Consider the following 15,062-nt stretch of genomic DNA (forward strand, 5'->3'; position numbering starts at 1 on the left):
TGTGGTATCCATTTTTATTAGGATAGACAGGTGTTAACGATCTCCTCAAGCGTTCGCGTTTCCATCTCTAATTTGAGTCTCTCAACTTTTTCACTGCCGAGTTCGCCCTCTAATGTATCGATAGCGTTATTCACTGCATCTGCATAAAACGATGTTGTCGTGTCTGTTTCCGCATAGATTGACGCGACCTTAAGAAAGAGGCACAAACTCTGTTCAAAGTCGCCCTCCGCGTAAGCTAACTGTCCGAATTGATAGAGCGAATCTGCGATCTCACGAGGGCTTCCGTTCTCTTTGCGGTACTCCAGACTTTCTGCATAGCAGTGTCTCGCTTCCTCGTGTTTACCGTGACGAAGTGCTTCTCTACCAAGGCTATCCAGTAGATAAGGAAGTCCCGCGCTGGAGGTAGAGAGTTCACGGGTGAGACGTAGACTTTCTGTATAGTAGCGTCTCGCTTCCTCTCGTAAGCCTTGCTGGTTCGCAGTTTTCCCAAGATTGTTGAGGGCATAGGCGATCCCCGGTTTGTCTTCAAGTTCACGAGCGAGGTGCAGGCTTTCGGTATAACGCAGTTTCGCCTCTTCAAAATGGCGACGATCATACGCTGTGAGCCCCAGGTTGTTTAGTGAGAAAGCGATATGCCATTTGTTGTCTAATACCCTCGCGAGTTCTAAGGCTTCGGTAAAGTGTATATCTGCCTCTTCAAGGTTTTCCTGATACCTTGCGATAATACCGAGACGATTTAATGCTTTGATGACACCGAGTTGCTGCCCTGCTGTCCTGAAAACTTGCAAAGCATCTTCGCACAATTGCCGGGCAGTTTCACACTCCTGTCGTTCATTATAGAATTTCGCAAGAGCCACTCGAATATCTGCTATTGTCAGCTGGACCGACATTTCGTCCGTTTCAGACATGTCTTCTAATCCTTGATATTCTTCGAGTCGCTGGTGTAATTCAGTCTCTGCTTGTTTCAGCCATTCTAATCCTTCATTCCATAACCCACGGACATAGAAAAATTCCGAGAGTGCGATAGCAAGTTGCCCGAACAGGAGCCATTCATTATTTTCCTGGGCAAACCCAAAAACAGCACGAAAGTTATCGAGTTCAATTGCCATTTCTGAGAGTGCATCGCTCTGTTCTGGACCCTCTAATTTTTTGTCCTGTTCTTGTGCTAACGTGAGATAATAGTGGGCATGCGCTTCTCTAAATCCAGTGGGTTGTTGCTTCTCCCGGAGATACAATTGTACTGCAACAGGGAGTCGGTAGCGGGTTCGCATCAGATATTCTTCAATCATGAGTAACGATTTATCGTGCAAATTGAAGATGAGGTCGATTGTTTCTGTATAGGGCAAATCCTGTTCTGCAAGAACATACGCTGAGCTACAGATAGTTTCAGCGGCTTCCAAGAAGAATCCACCTGAAAAAAGTGCGAGTTGACGAAGTAAGAGTTGTTCCTCTGGCTCTAAAAGTTCGTAGGACCAGTCAATCACGGCATCAAGGGTTTGGTGCCTCGCTGGTACGTCTCGATTGCTTGTTGAAAGAAGTGCTGATGGCTTACTTGATGATGGACTTTCAAGTAAAATCTTGAGGCGATCAAGGATGTGTTGTGGTGTCATCGCGCGAACGCGCGCTGCAGCGAGTTCAATCGCGAGGGAAATCCCATCAACCATCCGGCAAATCGCACCAATTGTTTCGGCATTGTCGGCTGTTAATTGGAAGTCCGGCGCGACGGCTTCGGCGCGCGCCAAAAAGAGTTGGACGCTTTCATAATGATGGAGGGCCTCATAGCCCACGTCTTCCGATGGAACAGATAAGGGAGGCACAACGAATCGCTGTTCACCCGCGATCTTTAATGGTTCCCGTGATGTGGCTAAACAGTATAGGGTCGGACATCTAAGCAATAACGTCTTGATATCTTGGGAGGCTTCCATCAAGTGTTCAAAATTGTCTAATACCAGTAGCAGTGTTTTCCCGGAAAGATGTGAGATGACCTGTTCCATGACATCCTGCGTTGATTTCAAGGGAAGCGCGAGAGCCGTAGCGATCTCCGTGATGACATGCTTAGGTTGTTTCAAATCAGCTAACGCAATGAACCATACACCATCAGGATAAGTGTCATGAAGCTCCGTGGCAACTCGTAGGGACAGACGCGTTTTGCCGATACCTCCAGGTCCAGTCAGCGTCACCAGTCGATCCTGCCTATCAGTGAAATACTCGGTAATACAACGGACTTCGGTTTCTCTACCGATAAAACTGTTTATAGGTGCTGGTAGGTTATTGGGCAAATTGTTAACAGTTTTCAGAGGTGGGAACTCAGTTTGTAGTTCGTGAATAGGAGCATTGTCTGCTGGTTTCCCATCCTGCGATATGTCTTCTTGTGCCGTTTTACTGAAGACCTCTTGCCATCTTTTTTCACCAGTGATTTTTGAAATAGAGGCTTGCGGCGCGCGAAATTGAAAAATTGCTTCCGGATGCTGAATGTTTTTCAGCCGATGTTCGCCGAGTGCGATAAAACTCCCAGGTGGAAACTGCGTTTTAACGAGCGTATGCGTCACAGCGGAGAGCAGGATCTGTCCACCGTGTCCTGCATCTGTAATTCGTTTGGCAAGATTCGCAGGCATCCCGTGATATTTGTCATCCAACAGAATCATATCACCTGTGTGAATACCGATGCGGACGCGCAACGCCTCAATAGTTCCATGCCACTGATACGCATTGAGTACTAACTGTATTTCAAGCGCACACATAACGGCAGCACTTGCAGTAGGAAAAATAAAGAAAAAAGCGTCGCCATCATTTTGGATCTCTGTGCCACCCCATGCCGAATTTGCAGCTCGCAAAATCGTGTTGTGGGTATTGATAACCTCCGCCATGACCTCATTGCCGTGCTTCTCCCAAAGAAGCGTCGAACCTTCGATATCGGTGAACATCAAGGTGAGGGTGCCAACTGACAAATGTGGCTGTGGATTATCCGTTGAGGTAGAATTGTCTTTTTTTAATTCCATTAGGCGAGATTTCCCAACGTTCCGAAGTATTAGAGCATCGCGAGATTTACGAGCAGTGCCATGCCGTAAATCATGCAAGTTTCGTCAATATCAAACTGTGGATGGTGGCACATATTCACGATGCCTTTCTCTTCATTTCCAGCACCTACCATAACGAAGCACGCGGGAATTTTCTGTGAATAGTATCCAAAATCCTCACCCCCAAGTATAGGAGACACCGGAAATATGAGATTATCTTCGCCAACCAATTCCCGCGCCATATCCACAGCAGTGGTGACGCAAGGTTCATGGTTATAAGTTACCGGATACCCCTCTTGGTAATCAAAAGTGTAGGTTGCGCCATGGGCATTCGCTAATCCCGCGAGAAGATTTTCTAACTGCCTCCGAACTCGTGTCTGCACCTCTTTTTGAAGTGTGCGCACCGTTCCACCTATGAGTACATTGGGAGGAATGACGTTAAGTGCTGCACCTGTCAGTCCGTTTTGCAGATTTGCATCCCCGCCGTGAAATTGGGTGACACTCACGACCGCCGAGTCCAATGGATTAACGTTTCTCGCAATAATAGACTGGAGTGCTGTTACAAACTGGGTGCCAATCACAATTGGATCAACAGTAAGGTGCGGAAACGCAGCGTGCCCACCCCTTCCGGTCAGTGTAATCTTAAAGGTATCAGACTGTGCGAGCATTGGACCGGGACACGTGGCGTATTCTCCGACAGCGTAAAGTGGAAACACATGTATCCCATAAATTTCATCAACATCCTCTAACGCTCCATCCGCTATCATGGCGGGTGCTCCGCCCGGTAATGCCTCTTCGCTCGGTTGGAAAACGAATCTAATGTGTGTTTTAAGATTGCTTTGGAGTTCTGAAAGGATTTGGGCTGTACCGATGAGCATCGCCGTGTGTGCGTCGTGTCCGCATAGATGCGCTTTACCATCAATCTTAGATTTATAGGGAACATCGGTGAGTTCTTGAATCGGGAGGGCATCCATATCCGCTCGCAACGCGATGCGTTTTGATGCGCCGGGTACCTCTAAATCTCCGACAACACCTGTCCTACCGATACCGGTCTTGACTGGGATACCGAGTGCCTGAAGTGCGTCCGCTGCAATCCCTGCGGTGCGGTGGACATCGAATCCTAATTCAGGGTACTGATGAATATCACGTCGGATGGCAACGATGTCGTTAAAATGACGGTGGCACTGTTCAAAAATCAGGTCTTTCATTTTCAATTATTTTTCCCAATATGCGTAAAAAGATGAAGGTTAGAACGTCAATGTCCGCCGCAAGATGCTCTGATGTCCATGTTCATTTTCGAGGCGATAGATGATCGTATAAACTCCCGGCATCGCTTCAAAGATTGTCCGGTCAATCACTGGTCTCAATTCTATCTGTTTTGACCCATTATCTGGAATAGTTTTCGTCTCAGTGAAGGGCCCGTAACATCTTTCTCCTAAAGGGTTGAGGACTTTCCATATCAAGGTAAGTTGCTTCGGACGTGGTGGATTATTGATATAGACGGTAATCTTATCGTCTATCTGTTCGTTTTCAAGGTCGAGCGTGCCCAATTTGGAGAACAATTTCACAGTTAGGGTCAACGGTGGGACGTACTCCAAATAGCCTCTGCCGGGAATGGCGCGCCATGTGCCACCCGTCGCAAGTGCAATCTGTCGGATAGGTAGGTAGTCGATGCCTATCACATCAACGCGTACCTGTGCATTTTGTAGGGTTTCAATAACCTGATCCAAACTATAAGCCGACCTTCCGTCATAATCAGCATCGTGAAAAGCACCATCGCTGGCGAGGACAATGAAGCGTTGCGCACCCTTCCGGAATTTAGCCTCCGTTACCGCCGTCATGAGTCCGTTTAAGCCTGCCTCAGCGATATCTCCACCGCCATCAACACCTATGTCAAAAAGCCAGTTTTTGAAGGTTCCCAGATCGTCAGTATGTCCATGTTTTCGGACTCTATCTGTGAAAGTCACCAATCCGAAGGTAGTATCGCGCCCTTCCCGCTCGAACGCTTCAAAGAGGAAATCAACATAGGCACGGATACCGCGAATGTTGTCTGTCATACTCGCGGTTTCATCAAGAACGAAGATGACATCAATTTTTTGCGTCTCGCTCGCGGATACAAGGGTTCGGGCAAGGTCTTTCATCATATAGACGAAAACGCCCCCCACACTACCACCAGAAGAGCCACCGCCTCCCCAAGAATTGCCTACACCGGTAGCACGGAGTGCGTCACCGCGTTCACTACCGTAGTGAATCTTCGGTGTGTTAACCGTCGGTGATGCGCTATTTAAAGCTAAAGTGCCATCGGCATCTAAAACGACTGGGCTTGTATCCCCTTGTGGTGATACATAGTCTGTTTTCGGTGTGGCGGGTAAGTCAACCGTTGGTTGATTCGGCGAATCCACCTTCACAAGATTTTCAGTCCCGTAATTAACAGGTTTTCCCACTACCGGAGATAGTCCATCCCCGATTTGTCGCGCGTTAGCGGGACCACCTTGTTTGCGTGCTTCTGTTTTTGGAGTATCTGCTGGATGCTGCGTCTCCATCTGCCACAAGCCTGCTTTCGGTTTCGGCGGTGGTGGCGGTTCCTCTTTTGGTGCAACACTTGGAGCAGCAGGCTCGACAAAAGTCACTGGCTTAACCGGTAGTGGCGGTCGCTCGACATGCGTTATCGAAACCTCTATATCATCATGGAAGGGGACCAGCGGAACCTGCTTCGGAACTGCCCACCACATTGCCAACAAGAGTATGGCATGAATAAGGAGTGAGTATATGAGGTATGGAGATGTCCTCTTTCGTCTTAACATCTATACGAGTCCTTTTTGTTTAGAGGAACTATAGGTGAAATTCAACTACATCACCATCGTAAACAACATCATTGCGACTGACAGATTGTCCATCGTGCCATTGGGGACCCCATATCCGTGCGAACTTGAATTCAGCAAAGTCTTTGTGTAAACCGATAGCGGCATCAAGGACGGTCGAACCGGTGGGAAGCACAATCGGATCGTCATGTTCTACTGCTTCACCGGGAGCCTTGAGATAGACCCGCAAAATGTCTAATGCCCTATAGATTTCTTGCAATAAAACCTCTTTGCCTAAGTCGGTTTCGGCAGAAATTGGATAGATCTGAAACGATTCACCATAAAATTCTTTGAGAATTTCCAATCTATCCTCTGCTCCTACGGCATCCAGTTGATTCGCGACAATGAAGGGTTTAGTCTCTAACGTCTCGCAGTCTGCTTCGTCAAGAAACGCTACCACCATATCAAGATCGTCCAATAGATTATCGCTCGCGAGACTTACGATCGGCAAGACAAGATCGGCGTTACGGGCGAGCGTTAACACTGTTGAAGAAATAAAGTCTGACATGATAGAGGGTGTATCAATAAGTTGGAATTGGATGTTTTCGTATTGTAGCATTCCGACCATAGGTAGCGTCGTCGTATAGGGGGTCGGTGAAACTTCGGGTTTGGCGTTTGTGAAGTTTGCCAGTATTTGTGACTTGCCAGCGTTCGGTGGTCCGAAGAGGACTATCTGTCCAGCACCCTGCTTTGGAATATGCTCACTGTGGCTTCTTTTGCCGGATCCCTTGCTGCCTTTTTCTGAAGGATCTTTTCTGTATCTGGCGATACGGCGACGAAGATCGGAAACCACCTTTTCTGAACCTTTGTGTTTCGGAATGATCCGTAACATCTCCTCTAACAGGCTCAGTCGCTCTTCATCGGTTTTGGCGGCTTCGTGTTGGTGTTTGAGTTTATAGTAGGTCGGGGGCAGATTTGCTGGCATTTTTCGTCCACTTCCATAGGCGCGTAAATTTCAACACGCGTCAGTTTCGGAGCAAGAGAACTATCTTTATTTACAACCGCAGTGAAATCTGTTAAAATGAGAGAAACTCTTAAATAGGATACAAAATTTTTGCGCTTATGTCAAGGCAATTAAGACGCAGTTTGCAAGCCGCGATTAAAAAATGTCAAATCTTTTTCCTCCTCTGTATTATCCTTCCTGCCACCGCGGAAGAGGGAAACCAGTTCTTGAACCGTGGTGATGAACTGCTCAGACTCGTACAATCTGAGGCACTTGAGGCACAGGTAGTGGCATTGCAGGAAAACATCGCTCCAGGACGTAACTTACGCGCCTACCGCACACGCAGCGCACACCACCGAGAAGCAACCGATAATATCGTCCGTTACATTATGAGTCAGTTTAGCCGTTCGCCACGCTTGAAAGTCAGTGAACAGGTCTTTGGGGGCATCAGAAATGTGACGGCTGTTCTACCCGCGCGGTCAACTTCGTCCAGCAATCGCATTTTTATCGTTTGCGCGCATTATGACTCGCAAGCTGAGCGTGATCCGAATTGGAATCCGTTAGCCTCCACCGCACCGGGTGCAAACGATAACGGGACTGGTGTTGCGGCTCTGTTAGAAATTGCCTACCTTCTAAGTCGTTATGAATACAATCACGAACTAAGATTCGTTGCCTTAGGGGGCGAGGAACTCGGTTTTCTCGGCAGCCGTCACTACGTTAGAGAAGCTTCCGCTATAGGCAAGAGTGATGAAAACGACACCGCTTCTGTTCGCGAAAACATCGTCGGGGTTTTTAACTTAGATATGTTTGGTTTCAACTGGAAAAGCGACCTCGTTGAAATCGTCACCAATAACGATTCTGCATGGATAGGTCGCGCTCTCATAATTGCGAATACGTGGTATAACATCGGTTTGAAGATTCGTCGGACCCAAGATGAATTCGTTGATATTTCCTCTCACAAACCCTTCTGGGACGCTGGCTACAACTCTGTTACTTTAACTGAAAGCTCAACACCGTGGCGAGATTCTCAGAACTATGATGCCAATCCTTTCTATCACACATCCAACGACACTGCTGATAAGGTTAACTTCGGTTTAGTGAGAAAAGTAACACAACTTGTGCTCGTTACAGTGGACAGTCTCCTCACGTCCATGTTTGAAGCAACACGGGAGATTCCACAGGTGACATTGGCACTTCCAACGACTACTAAAGAGAGTAAATTGGAAATCAATGGAACGTTTCATTCAGATTTTCCGATTGATATCATTATTCATCCGAGTCAAACAGTGGCTACCTTGGATCGAGAAACGCAAACTTACACAGCAACAGTGCCATTACATCCTGGAGAGAACACGCTCCGTGTGACAGCACGCTATCCACTTGGTGCGACTTCAGTCGCACAATCGGTTATTTTGACAGAACCGTTCGCTTGGAGAGATGTAATCGTGTTTCCGAACCCCGCACGTTCAGACGGTTTAACCGAATTCCGCGTCACTGCAAATGTAGACATGACAGACATGCGGGTACACGTTTATGATTCCGGTGGGAACCTGATAAAGCGGATTGAAGGTGTCGCTGACAGGTTAGATCAACGTATCTGGCGGACATGGTGGAATCAGCAAACTTCTTATGGGTTAGCGGTATCGCCGGGTGTTTATGTCTGCCATATTTCGGTTGTTTCAAAGGGAGGGACGTATGCCTACCTGGAGAAATTGGCGATTTTGCGGTGAGGCATATTATGTGCTCAAGTAAACTTTCAAAAGGCAAGTTTTTTGGGGTGGAACAGAAACTTACATGTAGACTTTCAGTCCGTGATGTAGTAGGATAAATAACAGAAAAGACTAACAATAAGGAGAAAAAATGCGAAGTTTCGGAACACATGGACGCGTACGCCCTGAACAGCATTATATCGTCTCACGCAGCAAGGAGATTGCTGATTTCATCAGTCGGATCAAAGATGGCAAGTATATCGTGTTGTTCGCGCCGCGGCAAACCGGCAAAACTACTTTTTTTCGATTGGCAATTGAGGCCCTCACACAAGCGGATCCAACCTATTTCCCGATTCAATTGGACTTCCAAACGATGCGAAATGCCTCCCCTGCTACTTTTTACGATCGACTCTATCAAATGATTTGCATGCAAATTGAGAGCGTTTTCCAAAAACGCAGGGGCGTGCTTTCTCAAGCTTTAACACAGTTTCTGGAAAACACAACATTAACCGATGATTTTTCGATGCTGCTGTTTTTTAAACAGCTCACAGGTTTGTTGAACAGCGATTCTCACCAGGGTGTGCCTGCTTTCAAGAGGGTTGTACTCCTTATTGACGAGTTTGATGGCATCCCGAAGACGGTTGTGAGCGATTTTCTGTACGCGCTTCGTCAGATTTACCTTTCTGATGAGATGCAATGTCCGCATAGTGTCGGTATTGTAGGAGTAAAGAGTATCACACAACTTGACTACGATAGGTCCATTTCGCCTTTCAATATCCAAGACGAGTTCCGTTTACCTAATTTTACGGTTGAACAAGTGCAAGAGTTGTTTGGGCAATATACGGTTGAAGTCGGACAAGCCTTCGCACCGGAAGTCATTAAAGCCCTCCATAAACAGACAGCTGGACAACCCTTTCTTGTCAATCGGTGTGCACAGGTACTCACGGAGGAACTGGACATTCCCAAAACAGAAACGATTACAATGATAGATTTTGCCAAGGCACATAAGCGGCTCCTGGCGGAAGGGAATACCAACATTGATCACCTACGAACTAACGTCCGTCGCGACCGCCGCTTTGAAACACTCCTCTTGCAAATCGCCTCTTATGAAAACGGTTTGCCATTCAGTCCAGATGACACTCTCATGAATGAACTCGTCACGTATGGGGTTATCGCAGAAGGAGTTGACGGTATGTGTGAGATTGTTAACCCGATTTATCAGCACCGCATCCTCCAGATATTCAAACCTACTTTTAACGGGCTTGAAAACGTGTACTTTCCGGAAGATAGCGGGGAAAATTTTATTGATTACCTCACACCTACAGGTGAACTTGCGATGGAATCCCTTCTCGATAACTTTCAGGCGTTTATCGCGCGTGCCGGTTTCCGCATACTGCAGGTACCGGATACCCCACAAGAATACGTCGGTCAGCACCTCCTTTACGCCTATTTGGATCACTTCGTCCGTGTCGTGGGTGCCGATATGTTTCTTGAAGTTCAAACCGGGCGGGGTCGAATAGATCTACTCATCGTATATAATCAGCGAAAATACATTGTTGAAACAAAGATATGGGAAGGTGTCCGGTATTATCAGGCAGGTAAAAAGCAACTTGCCGCGTACATGAAATTAGAGACCGCGGTAGAGGGATACTATGTCGTTTTCGATCATCGTCAGAATCCAGAAGCACAAGTAGAAACAGAGGAAGTAGATGGCGTAGAAATTCGGAGTTATGTCATTCCTGTTTTACAAAGACCGCCATCAGCAGTTTAGACGGCGTGTCGCAATTAAGAGAAAACCAAAAGACTGAGAAGAGAGAAAACACTTTGACAATTCCTCAAAAGTTGTGTTAGAATACACTATACAGAAATGGAGATAAAGGGAATTGGACAATGCTGGAAAACTATCGGATGGTAATATTTTAACCGATGGAGGTAATTTAATGAGAAAAAATATCAATTTCTATTTTACCTTGCTACTTACTGTCGTTATAGTTTCTTCGTGTGCGCAATCTGTTGATCAACAGAGCGATTTGGAACTGTTGACTTCTGTCGAAAACGCTTTTGTGAACATTGTAAACCGAAGTAAACCTGCTATTGTCGGAATTTTTGTTACAGCTCCGGAGGGATCTGAACCTCAACATCGTGTGGGATCAGGATTTATTTTTCGGGAAGAGGGCTACATTCTAACAAACGACCATGTTGTGCGGGACGCGCGACATATCATGGTGACATTGTTAGATGATACCAGATTTGAGGCAGAGCTTGTCGGGACAGATGTAAATACTGATGTCGCAGTTCTGAAGATTGAACGGGAAGAAGCCTTCCCCGTGCTTCCATTAGCGGATTCATCGAAGGTTCGGGTGGGACAATTCGCTATTGCTATCGGCAACCCATTCCGACTTGATTACACTGTAACGACGGGTGTTGTGAGCGGTAAAGGACGCGCTATTCTTCGCGGTTTTAGTTTGATTCGATACCAAGACTTTATTCAGACAGACGCTTGGATTAATACCGGTAGTAGCGGTGGTCCGTTGCTGAATATCCGCGGTGAAGTTATTGGCATTAATGCATTAATTCGGCGGCTTGATAGCGGTGAAAATACACCGGCTCCCGCGATGGCAGGGGCAGGATTCGCTATTCCCATCAATCTCGTGAAGACCGTTGGCGATCAACTGATTGCCAGTGGACGTGTTATCCGCGGTTACCTTGGTGTTTCGATGCGGGAGACAAGGCAAGGCATCCGCATCAGACCTGTCGGCGAAAATACACCCGCATACCTTGGGGGACTCCGACGCAACGACATCATTTTTGAATACAATGGCGAAAAAGTGCAGAAGTCCGTTGAACTCCAAATGCTTGTTGCTGAATCACAGGTAGGTAAGCGATCTGTGATTAAGGTTTTGCGGCAAGGACACGAAAGAACATTGAATGTGACTATCGGTGAAGTGCCACCTGAATGGACAGGGCAGGCTATTGATGTTGAATCTGTCTCTTGGAAAATGCTCGGTTTGTCGGTTCGGAAGCTGAGAACAGGCGATTTTGAAAGATATACTTACTTAACCGATGAGGATCAGGGCGTTATCGTTGAGAGCGTTAAGGAAGAGGCACCCGGAGACAATGCCAAAATTCCACGCGGTGCACTCATTGTTGCGGTTAATGGGCAGAATATCACCAGCATACAAGAACTTGAAGCAGTCCTCCAAAAGCAACAGGAACTTGAACAAGAGCTTGAGCAACTAATCCTCGATATTAAGAGTAGCCACGGTGAGGAAAAAATCACTGTAAAGTTAAAACCTGAAAAATGAAAACAGCAACTCCTCTGACGCTTAGAGACATATTTAGTCCCGGCGGACTTATATCGCAACAACTTGAAGGATATGAGTTCCGCCAAGAACAACTACAGATGGCACATGAGGTCGCTCGAGCTTTTGAAGCTTCCGAGCACCTGGTTGTTGAAGCCGGAACTGGTGTGGGTAAAAGTTTCGCCTATTTGATTCCCGCGATCTCCCTTGCACTCAAGGCGGAGCAGAAAGTTGTTATTTCAACAAATACCATCAGTCTACAGGAACAACTCGTCACGAAAGATATTCCTTTTCTACAGCGTGTACTCCCGCGCGATTTCAATGTAGTGTTGGCAAAAGGACGGCGTAATTACCTGTCCCGGAGACGGCTCAAAAATTTGCTGCATTACGAACGCGGATTGTTTGATACATACGAAGAGGTGGAAGAGGTCGCAGGGATTGAAGAGTGGGTAGACCGAACAATAGACGGGAGCAGAACTGACCTTGATTGGCAGCCTCAGCCGCAAGTGTGGGATAAGGTCGCTTCCGACAGGGATAATTGTCTCGGACGCAACTGTGAGACCTACGATACCTGTTTCTATTTCAAAGCTCGACGGGAAATGCACGATGCCGACCTGCTTATCGTGAACCACCACCTCCTTTTCAGCGATCTTGCGATCCGTAAGGACACCGAGGAAGCGATAGGAGTCCTACCTGATTACGACTACCTCATTATTGATGAAGCACACCACTTAGAAGCAACAGCAACCAACCACGCGAGCGTCAATTTCAGCAACACCCGTGTCAAATGGCTTCTCGATTCCCTTTACAATGATCGGAATGAAGGAGGTTTAGCGAAGAGGTTCACTTCACCACAACTGATGCTTCAAGTCGAGAAGGCGCGTGAACAGGCGAATATCCTTTTCAGTAATATCATTGATTTCATGGAAGAAATTGATGCTGCGGGAAGTTCAACTACGCTTACGCAGCGCATTGATGAAAGCGATTTCGTCAGAAATGTATTGGATGCTCCACTTGCTGATATTACAAAAACGCTGAAACGTCTCCATGAAAATGCCATCACGGACGATGATGAACAAGAAATTACTGCACACCACCGCTATTGCGAACGCCTCCGTGATGAATTAGATATGATAATTCGGCAAAGCGACCCGGATTATGTCTATTGGACTGAAATATCAACGCGCGGGCTGACACCGCGCATCCTTCTAAATGCCACGCCAGCAAACGTGAATCAGATACTGCAAGATCATCTATTCACTTTAAAAAGTAGTATCGTGATGACAAGTGCGACGTTGTCTACCAATCGTAACTTTGATTACTTTAAAAAACGGGTCGGGATAAGTGACTGTCGCGAACTTCTCGCCCATTCACCCTTTGACTTTAAAAAACAGGTCCAAATCCATATACCGCCTGGCATGCCACACCCAAACAGCAATGCGTTTGTACCAGCAACGATCCAAAAGATTAAGCACTATCTCAAGTTGACCCACGGCAAGGCGTTTGTCCTCTTCACGAGTTATAAGATGATGGATGAGGTGTACGAGTCCGTCGCACCTGACTTGGAGGAGATGGGGATTGACACTTTCAAACAGGGAGGCGATCTTTCACGAACAGCTATGCTTCAAGCATTTCGCGAGGATACGGACTCCGTTCTATTTGGAACTTCCAGTTTCTGGGAAGGCGTTGACGTGCGTGGTGAATCACTCAGCAATGTTATTATCACGCGGCTGCCTTTTGAGGTGCCAACGCATCCAGTAATGGAAGCACGGGTAAAACAGATTAAGGAACAGGGTGGAAACGAGTTCTTTGAATTCAGTTTACCGGAAGCAGTCTTGCGCCTGAAACAGGGATTTGGGAGACTCATCCGCACGCAAACCGATGAGGGAATTGTGGTTATTCTTGATCCGCGGATTAGAACAGCCAGTTACGGGAAACAGTTTTTAGATTCACTGCCAAACTGTGAGATTGTAGAAAAATAAAAACAATGCCCGCGGTATGTGTTACCACGGGCATCGTAATTCCTTCAATTTTCTCTTGCGAACGCGACTCTCATTAATAGCGTCTCGGTGCCGGTTGTGCGACGCGAATTCCCTTATCATGCGTGAAAGGGAACTTGAACTCTATTGTTTGATAGCGCTGTGCCCCGCCCGGTGGTGGAGCCTTCTCAATCGGTAAGATAACTTGCAATTCGATCGCGTTCGACTTGGTTTGTACAAAGGGTAAGAAGCCTTCAGCACTCTCACCTGGTGGGACACCCGTCCGACGTTGACCCACCTGTTTTTCAACGATAGGCATCCGTTTCTCAATTAAAATCCGTCGTGCAGTTTCAAGCCCATTTTTGACATAAAGCCCTGTTGCACGCGCCATGTATAAGAAACGCTCTTCTAAATCATCGTAATCCATCCCGTTATAGAGATTCTCACCTTGGTCAATGATTTGGCACTTTTTGACATCAAAGATGATATTTTCGCTTCGATTGTTAGTAATCTTCACGTAAAATACATCGGTTTTGTCGCCCTGAGGGAGTGCTTCCGTCTCATAAAAAGGTGAAAAAGCATTTCCTCGATTGTATTTCCGATCAAGATCGGGCCGCCGCCAATACGCGATGGAAACGGTGATCCCATCCTCGGTTTTGGTTAGGATTGGCTGTCTCGACTGAACGTCAAAGAGCTGGGGATAATCAGACATCATGATGACGTCAACGATCTTCCTATCTTCACCTGAACCTATTTCAATCTGAGTTTGCGTCTCGGGCCACTCGCTAAGGAAATTAGTCCATTCATTGTCGGCGTGTGCAAATTCGTCAAACGCGACGATGTAAGTTAACGCTTCCATGTTAGCATCACGCGCTTTTCCAATCCGGAATCCAACAGTACTCATACCGTATTTGTCCAGCACCGGTTTCGCGAGTGCCTCAGAAGGAACAGCTGGAATAACTACCTCTTCACTCGGGTTTTTACTCTGTTCCGTCATTGCCTTCGCTATATTGTGGACAGGTTGAATCGGTGATAGATTACTGAGCGCAGTACCACAACCCGCAACGCTAAAGGCGAGTATAAATAGTAAAGCGAAATTGAGTGCTGTAGATTTATTCAACCATTTCATTGATAATATTGCCTCCTTGGTTACCATTCTACGAATGGCAAGTTCGTTTTTCGCTCTCTACTCCGGGGCTACTCAACGAATCAGCACGTTATCATTTATGACTGATTTTGAGAACGCCGGAT

The 15,062-nt window shown here is 46.8% G+C and carries 9 protein-coding genes; 4 read left to right on the top strand and 5 right to left on the bottom strand.

Features of this window, described 5'->3' with window-relative positions; all coding sequences use genetic code 11:
- Window positions 1-17 precede the first annotated feature (17 nt).
- Genes OXH39_15425 through OXH39_15440 form a run of 4 tightly spaced genes read right to left on the bottom strand, consistent with a single transcriptional unit; the run spans window position 18 to window position 6,803 of the window.
- Entirely contained in the window at window positions 18-2,999 is a 2,982-nt protein-coding gene (locus tag OXH39_15425) for a tetratricopeptide repeat protein (GenBank protein ID MCY3551851.1), read from the bottom strand.
- 29 nt (window positions 3,000-3,028) lie between these two features.
- Window positions 3,029-4,225 carry an amidohydrolase gene (locus OXH39_15430; protein MCY3551852.1) on the bottom strand — a complete coding sequence of 399 codons (1,197 nt, stop codon included), beginning with the start codon at window positions 4,223-4,225 and terminating at the stop codon, window positions 3,029-3,031.
- A 39-nt stretch (window positions 4,226-4,264) separates the two neighbouring features.
- Window positions 4,265-5,821: a VWA domain-containing protein gene (locus tag OXH39_15435; protein ID MCY3551853.1), complete on the bottom strand. Its 1,557-nt coding sequence runs from the start codon at window positions 5,819-5,821 to the stop codon at window positions 4,265-4,267.
- Between the two features lie 28 nt (window positions 5,822-5,849).
- Window positions 5,850-6,803: a 50S ribosome-binding GTPase gene (locus OXH39_15440; GenBank protein MCY3551854.1), complete on the bottom strand. Its 954-nt coding sequence runs from the start codon at window positions 6,801-6,803 to the stop codon at window positions 5,850-5,852.
- Between the two features lie 245 nt (window positions 6,804-7,048).
- Here OXH39_15440 and OXH39_15445 point away from each other — a divergent pair, with 245 nt between their 5' ends.
- The 4 genes from OXH39_15445 to OXH39_15460 all read left to right on the top strand — a co-directional run bounded on the left by OXH39_15445 (window position 7,049) and on the right by OXH39_15460 (window position 13,814).
- Window positions 7,049-8,551, top strand: a complete 1,503-nt coding sequence (locus tag OXH39_15445) for a M28 family metallopeptidase (protein ID MCY3551855.1) — start codon at window positions 7,049-7,051, stop codon at window positions 8,549-8,551.
- 130 nt (window positions 8,552-8,681) lie between these two features.
- Complete coding sequence (locus OXH39_15450) at window positions 8,682-10,301, top strand: AAA-like domain-containing protein (GenBank protein ID MCY3551856.1); 1,620 nt, start codon at window positions 8,682-8,684, stop codon at window positions 10,299-10,301.
- Between the two features lie 169 nt (window positions 10,302-10,470).
- Window positions 10,471-11,835 carry a trypsin-like peptidase domain-containing protein gene (locus OXH39_15455; protein MCY3551857.1) on the top strand — a complete coding sequence of 455 codons (1,365 nt, stop codon included), beginning with the start codon at window positions 10,471-10,473 and terminating at the stop codon, window positions 11,833-11,835.
- Window positions 11,832-13,814 (top strand): DEAD/DEAH box helicase family protein, encoded by a 1,983-nt coding sequence (locus tag OXH39_15460; GenBank protein MCY3551858.1) that lies wholly within the window; start codon window positions 11,832-11,834, stop codon window positions 13,812-13,814. Before OXH39_15455 ends, OXH39_15460 begins: the two co-directional genes overlap by 4 nt.
- A gap of 73 nt (window positions 13,815-13,887) precedes the next feature.
- Here OXH39_15460 and OXH39_15465 read toward each other — a convergent pair whose 3' ends face one another.
- A complete protein-coding gene (locus OXH39_15465) occupies window positions 13,888-14,940 on the bottom strand; it encodes a hypothetical protein (protein MCY3551859.1) in 1,053 nt (350 codons plus the stop codon).
- Between the last annotated feature and the right edge of the window lie 122 nt (window positions 14,941-15,062).

Source organism: Candidatus Poribacteria bacterium, from assembly GCA_026702755.1.
Lineage (GTDB): Bacteria > Poribacteria > WGA-4E > WGA-4E > WGA-3G > WGA-3G.

What these genes read in the sequence shown, in the direction of transcription:
- OXH39_15450 (MCY3551856.1), top strand. Translation starts at nt 8,682, where the DNA reads ATGCGAAGTTTCGGAACACATGGACGCGTACGCCCTGAACAGCATTAT.
- OXH39_15430 (MCY3551852.1), bottom strand. Translation starts at nt 4,225, where the DNA reads ATGAAAGACCTGATTTTTGAACAGTGCCACCGTCATTTTAACGACATC.
- OXH39_15440 (MCY3551854.1), bottom strand. Translation starts at nt 6,803, where the DNA reads ATGCCAGCAAATCTGCCCCCGACCTACTATAAACTCAAACACCAACAC.
- OXH39_15425 (MCY3551851.1), bottom strand. Translation starts at nt 2,999, where the DNA reads ATGGAATTAAAAAAAGACAATTCTACCTCAACGGATAATCCACAGCCA.
- OXH39_15435 (MCY3551853.1), bottom strand. Translation starts at nt 5,821, where the DNA reads ATGTTAAGACGAAAGAGGACATCTCCATACCTCATATACTCACTCCTT.
- OXH39_15465 (MCY3551859.1), bottom strand. Translation starts at nt 14,940, where the DNA reads ATGAAATGGTTGAATAAATCTACAGCACTCAATTTCGCTTTACTATTT.
- OXH39_15460 (MCY3551858.1), top strand. Translation starts at nt 11,832, where the DNA reads ATGAAAACAGCAACTCCTCTGACGCTTAGAGACATATTTAGTCCCGGC.
- OXH39_15455 (MCY3551857.1), top strand. Translation starts at nt 10,471, where the DNA reads ATGAGAAAAAATATCAATTTCTATTTTACCTTGCTACTTACTGTCGTT.